General features: G+C 36.5%; 5 protein-coding genes and 3 pseudogenes. 1 reads left to right on the top strand and 7 read right to left on the bottom strand.

Translation table 11 applies throughout. The features are described from left to right. The 5 genes and pseudogenes from IG80_RS0111130 to IG80_RS0111100 form a co-directional block, all read right to left on the bottom strand. Positions 1 to 221: pseudogene (locus IG80_RS0111130) on the bottom strand (IS110 family transposase); the annotation flags it as partial. Between the two features lie 200 nt (positions 222 to 421). After that, a complete protein-coding gene (locus IG80_RS0111125; protein ID WP_032114105.1) occupies positions 422 to 712 on the bottom strand; it encodes a transposase in 291 nt (96 codons plus the stop codon). Positions 713 to 1,049: 337 nt separating this feature from the next. Further along, on the bottom strand, positions 1,050 to 1,577 hold the full coding sequence (locus tag IG80_RS0111115) for an F-box protein (RefSeq protein WP_032114104.1): 528 nt from the start codon (positions 1,575 to 1,577) through the stop codon (positions 1,050 to 1,052). Positions 1,578 to 1,920: 343 nt separating this feature from the next. Beyond that, positions 1,921 to 3,320: pseudogene (locus IG80_RS14385) on the bottom strand (ISKra4 family transposase). A gap of 35 nt (positions 3,321 to 3,355) precedes the next feature. Next, on the bottom strand, positions 3,356 to 3,901 hold the full coding sequence (locus IG80_RS0111100; RefSeq protein WP_032114102.1) for a plasmid pRiA4b ORF-3 family protein: 546 nt from the start codon (positions 3,899 to 3,901) through the stop codon (positions 3,356 to 3,358). A 96-nt stretch (positions 3,902 to 3,997) separates the two neighbouring features. On the opposite strand from IG80_RS0111100, the pseudogene IG80_RS14380 reads away from it, so the two are divergent. Next, a pseudogene (locus IG80_RS14380) lies at positions 3,998 to 4,273 on the top strand (ATP-binding protein); the annotation flags it as partial. Positions 4,274 to 4,310: 37 nt separating this feature from the next. Here the strand turns inward: IG80_RS14380 and IG80_RS15355 are convergent. Next, positions 4,311 to 4,457 carry a hypothetical protein gene (locus IG80_RS15355; RefSeq protein WP_156962203.1) on the bottom strand — a complete coding sequence of 49 codons (147 nt, stop codon included), beginning with the start codon at positions 4,455 to 4,457 and terminating at the stop codon, positions 4,311 to 4,313. Positions 4,458 to 4,606: 149 nt separating this feature from the next. Next, on the bottom strand, positions 4,607 to 4,786 hold the full coding sequence (locus IG80_RS17055; protein ID WP_156962204.1) for a hypothetical protein: 180 nt from the start codon (positions 4,784 to 4,786) through the stop codon (positions 4,607 to 4,609). Positions 4,787 to 4,849 lie beyond the last annotated feature (63 nt).

Here is a 4,849-nt window from a genome sequence, read left to right as displayed (position 1 = left end):
CAATATATGCTTGTAGATTCCATAGCAATGCTGGTTACTTCACAACTTTTAAGCCATTTTGCCATAGCATGCAAATCCGTGGTAAAACTTTGAAACGTACGAACTGGTGTTGTTGCTTTATCACTTCCTACAGCAACCACATGAAACTTGGAACCAATATCAATCCCAGCGGCATTCGGATGAACGATTGGCATACTGGGGTGCCTATTAGATTGAGTCATTATCTACCTCTTATGATCGTTTGTTAAATCAAAGAGGGGAGTAACGAATAAAATCACTTTCCTAAACGGGGTTAAATACCTCCAATACTGGGTTCGTTGTACTCCCTGGACCATGTTTTTTAACGGGGTAGCCCACCAATAAGCAGACGGCCGCTCTCTTTGACAGCTCAACTATAACAGGTAGGGTGAAAAAGTTTCTTTTATGAGGGAAAAGAGCTTTTCTTTAGGAAGTTTTTTAAGATGTCGCGCTCCTGGCGTAAAATCTCGTTCTCTCGCTTGAGTTGTCTTATATCCTGGTCTTGAGAAGATGAACTCTCACTCTTTATAAATGCTTTATCTTTGTGAGTTCTATATTCTTTCATCCACTCATGAAGAGTTGATTTACTAACTCCTAAATCACGGCTCGCAGCTGCCAGTGATGTTGTGCCTCCCATGATGAGCTGTACTGTATTTAATTTGAACTCTTGATCGTATCGTTTCCTTAAATTCATTTTTACCTCTTTTAAACAGAAATTTATCATCTCCGTTCGGTAAAAATGTGTCTACAATTTCTTGGAAAGATCAATAGTGGCTTAATTGAAATAATACTAAAATGGTCATAATCTCTGAGAGATTCAGACTGCAAGAACGCCGCCGTTGACGTTTAGAATTAAAAAGAAGTTTTATAGAACTCTTCTCCTCAAATTGCTTGCAAAAGTCATCAATAAAGCAGAATATTCCTTCTAAGGGGGCCATAAAACCTCCTTTAAGTTGGTAGCTTAAAAGATTTTATGTCCTCTACTTCCTTACCTCAAACAGAATCTAAAATAATCAACTAGCTGACAGTTTTCACTTGCCTTGAATCATTTTTCCAGCGACATTCCTAAGAAATATTGAGAAAGTTTTTAACTCGGATGATATAGCGCTACCAGGAATACTATTTCCATAAATTTTATCAAATTCACCAATGTTATTATCTTTATTTATACCCCTGTAAGCTAAAAAAGCATGAGCTTTTGCCTTGGCAATTAAAAGATCTTCACCATGCCTTGTTGCCACATCGTTATCTGTCAATAATATTACTTTTCTTGCAACCTCTATTGCAATCTTAGGGGATGTCCAAAGCCCCGTTACACTTAACTTACAAAACTTATTTACTTTATGGTCATTAAAACAAAATTTATCGCTTGCCGCTTTAAAATGTTGAGAGATCAATTGCGTATTTTCTATGTCATTTGGAGTTAATCCTCTAAATATCTCATTCATCAATTCATGCGGTAGATCTTCTATCGTGGCATGTGACGCATTACATACAAATGAAGATAATAGTACATTTGAAATAACTGTAGCAGTTAAAAGATGTTTTTTATAAATCATTATTTATCTCCTTAAAATTCTATATTATAAATTCTAACGTTTAACATTTAAGAAATTATTAACAGTGATAAGTTTTTCTTATATAAATTAGATATATTATGGTTCTGATAAGGGTACATACTGTAATTGCGTGAGCTAACCGGCTAGGTAAGAATGTCTCCTGGAGCAAGAAGCTCCAAGTTTAATTGACAACAAAAAACAAAAGGACACATGCCATGAAGTACTATGCCGGATTAGACGTATCAATGAAAGAGACATTTATATGTATTATGAGAGAAGATGGCAATACGATGTATGAAGGCAAAGCATATAGAGAGCATAAAAAAGTGTGGGGCATAATCAATCACACCACCCTTTTTCTTTTTAATTCTTTTTGAGCTTTCCCACCAATATTCACTCCTGGATACCAGCGTTCAAAGTACTTCGGTAAATCATCATTGAGTGTCGCTGTTCTGGCCTGCAGAAGATAATGGGCTCCTGTATGTGTCCATTGCATTTGCTGCTTTTTAACCATACGCTTAGTCACAACTTCATTCACTGTTGATTCAACAAAACTACTTGAGATAGCTTCACCATAACGCCACTTTTCCCCATAATTAGGGATTAAATGACGATTGTTTTCAACATAAGTACTCAATTCTTCTAGGTAACTCAAAAACTTCTTTTGATTCTTATAGTGGATTTCCTCTCCATCACAAATCAAGTAACAATCCTCTAAAGAATCAAGAGCATTACCTACATTACCATGCCACAGATACCATTTGGCACTTTCTAATTTTTGGAGAATTTCTTTTCCATCTTCAGGATGAGAATTAGAAAAACCTTTAGCAAATTGATTCAACACAGTAAATCGCATGGTGACATGAAACCAATCTAATACATGTTCTGACTCAGGATGCATCAAGTACTGTAAATCTCGCACAGTATCAGCGCCATCGGATAAAAAGTAATTTGCTGGTTGGCCTGCATGCCTTGCTCATTTAACAGGTGTAACAATCGCCTTTGGGGTTTACTATCAAGAACTTGAACAAACCCAAAGCGTTTAGAGGGTTTTATTTTTGAAAATGATTTGCCAACAATTACTTCAAAGTTAGTCTGCTTGTCTCTCCAGCTCCTGACATATCCTCCATCAATTCCAACTGTTAGAGGCTTATCAGGCTTCGGTAACTTTGCCCAATCATTCGCACAGCCTGATAAACACAAGGGTTTTCCTTCTAATTCTCTTTCTTGTCGTTTAGCTACTTTATGTAAATGATTTCGAACTGTAACAGCATTTTGGGTTGCATGCACTGGCAATACATCTTGCATCAATGCCGCTGTGCGCTCGTATGATATGTAAGAGGCCCACTTCGTCTCAATATATTGTAATTCAGGACTGATATGTTCTGGAAGCCATGACTTTAAAACACTAAAAATCTTAGCTGGCTCCTCACTACAAGCACATTCATATAAACGTAGGCTAGGAATAACAACGGTGCCAAATAAGGTCTTGTATTGCATCGTATTATATCCCTTAATACGTCGTTGCTTTTGGCAGCAGGGACAGGCCATGTTTGAATTCGTATAATCTTCGGCTTGATGAAGTATAATTCTTTGTTGCAGCTCTTTCAGGATGTATTTGGACTCTATTAAAGACAACCCAGCGCAATGCCCTTGATGACTGCCTTTCTCTAAGCAGACAATATTTTGTATCTGTTCTTGTTGATGTTCGTTCTCAATAACAACTTGGATTTTGAATCTCATCTTCTTACCTCATTTTTATTGTTGATGAGATAATATTATTCCATTTCTGTTTGTAGGCGCTTATTTATATGACGCCGATTAAATCTAACAGCATTTAAAGCCTCAACAAAAAGACGAAGGTCGCTAAGTTTTGTTGTATCATCTGCATGAGCAATAGCTTTGAGAAGGTTTAATGTGCATTCAATTTCATCAGATTTATTAGCACCAGGCATCCCGTTTCCTTTTATACAATAAACAGATGGTTGTGATGTTGATGCTTCATCAATTCCCTCAATGCGAATGTCGACCACCCAATGCTTGAAAAAATTATACTCGTAAGTGAATTTATCACCGATATCAAATTTAAAATCATCCATATAAACAGTATGGGCATTATCAACAAACATAAGGCCTCCTTCATAAGCAATTCCATAATCTTTTCCGTAAATATGAAATTGATGCAAATATTCATCTTCCCAGCCATTTGCAATTTGAATGATGTGATGTAAGTTAGCCAAAGAAGTATTGCCAGGGATTTGAAGGCGGCGCCACACCATAGGGCTTATGCCTCGTAAAGCAATCTTTATTCTGTAGAGTTTCATCCTGGCAACCAATTAACGAAATATTGCTTTAGTATCAGCAAAAATCTCATCAAAGGAAAGATTAACCCTAATTGCCCCACACTTTTTTATGCTCTCCAGATTGGGTATCTGCCTTTTGGGAGAGAGGAAGCCAATCACTTCTTCCATGTTATTGCTAAGCGCTATGAGAGAGGGTCAATCATTGTAACATCTAATCTTCCTTTTGGCCAATGGCATGAGGCATTTGCAGGTGATACCACATTAACGGCAGCGTTGCTGGATCGGCTTTTGCATCATTCTCATCTGATTCAAATTAAAGGTGAGAGTTATCGGTTAAGAGAAAAAAGGAAGGCAGGTATGGTGCCTTCTTTAATAAAAGAAGAGCCAAATTAAATGGAGAGGGGGGGTCAATTTTAGGCCGTTGAAATCTCTAAAAGTGGGTCAGTTTTAAACCGTTGTTGACAGGCGTAAGAATCCCATCCTTACCAACAAGCATTTTTCCTGCTTTTAAATCAGAAATCGCTTGATTTTTGAAACCCTCAAAATTAAATGATGTGTCTTTCTTCTCTACTTCCATCTGTCAATCCTTTCTTCAATATAATCATAAAATTATCAGAATTGACACAGTTGCTTAAATACTCCCTTAAATTTAGTTTAATGCCCCTATTCATTTAAGTGATAATTTTCTCAATTATATAGCCTTAGTTCCGAAGGAATGTTAGATGATCACCACTTGATTTTCTCATTATTGATAAAGAGTAAGATTGTTTTTGGACTTACTTTATTCCTTCTTATATTTATGCACTCTAAATCAGGCATTTTTTCTAAGAAGCTTGCTACTGAAAATAGCCCAGCATCAGTTATGCCACAATTTTCTATCTCTAAATAAGTAAGATGAGTTCGTATAACTTCGTATAATGTATGCTATACGAAGTTATTACGAAGAACTCAGAGCTCTTTATCGATGCT

Source organism: Candidatus Paracaedibacter symbiosus (assembly GCF_000757605.1).
GTDB classification, from domain to species: domain Bacteria; phylum Pseudomonadota; class Alphaproteobacteria; order Paracaedibacterales; family Paracaedibacteraceae; genus Paracaedibacter_A; species Paracaedibacter_A symbiosus.
This window is presented reverse-complemented; position numbering and strand designations above follow the sequence as displayed.